Consider the following 279-nt stretch of genomic DNA (forward strand, 5'->3'; position numbering starts at 1 on the left):
GCGAGACCTCGGAAGGCCGCACGCCCGCCGACCACGCCACCGTGCGCTCGGTCTCCGGCATTGGACCGGACAAGAAGCTCAAGCTGGTGCTGACCTACCCGATGACGACAGGCCGCAACTTCGATGAGATCTTGCGCGCGGTCGATTCCATGCAGCTCACCGCCAAGCATCAGGTGGCAACGCCGGCCAACTGGAAACAGGGCGAGGATGTCATCATCACCGCCGCGGTTTCCAACGAGGATGCGATCAAGCGCTTCGGCGCCTATGAGACTATCCTGC

General features: G+C 63.1%; 1 pseudogene. It reads left to right on the forward strand.

Annotated elements, in window-relative coordinates:
* Positions 1–279 (forward strand): annotated as a pseudogene (locus EN804_RS36900) (peroxiredoxin); the annotation flags it as partial.

It is taken from the genome of Mesorhizobium sp. M8A.F.Ca.ET.161.01.1.1, from assembly GCF_004792105.1.
Classification (GTDB): domain Bacteria; phylum Pseudomonadota; class Alphaproteobacteria; order Rhizobiales; family Rhizobiaceae; genus Mesorhizobium.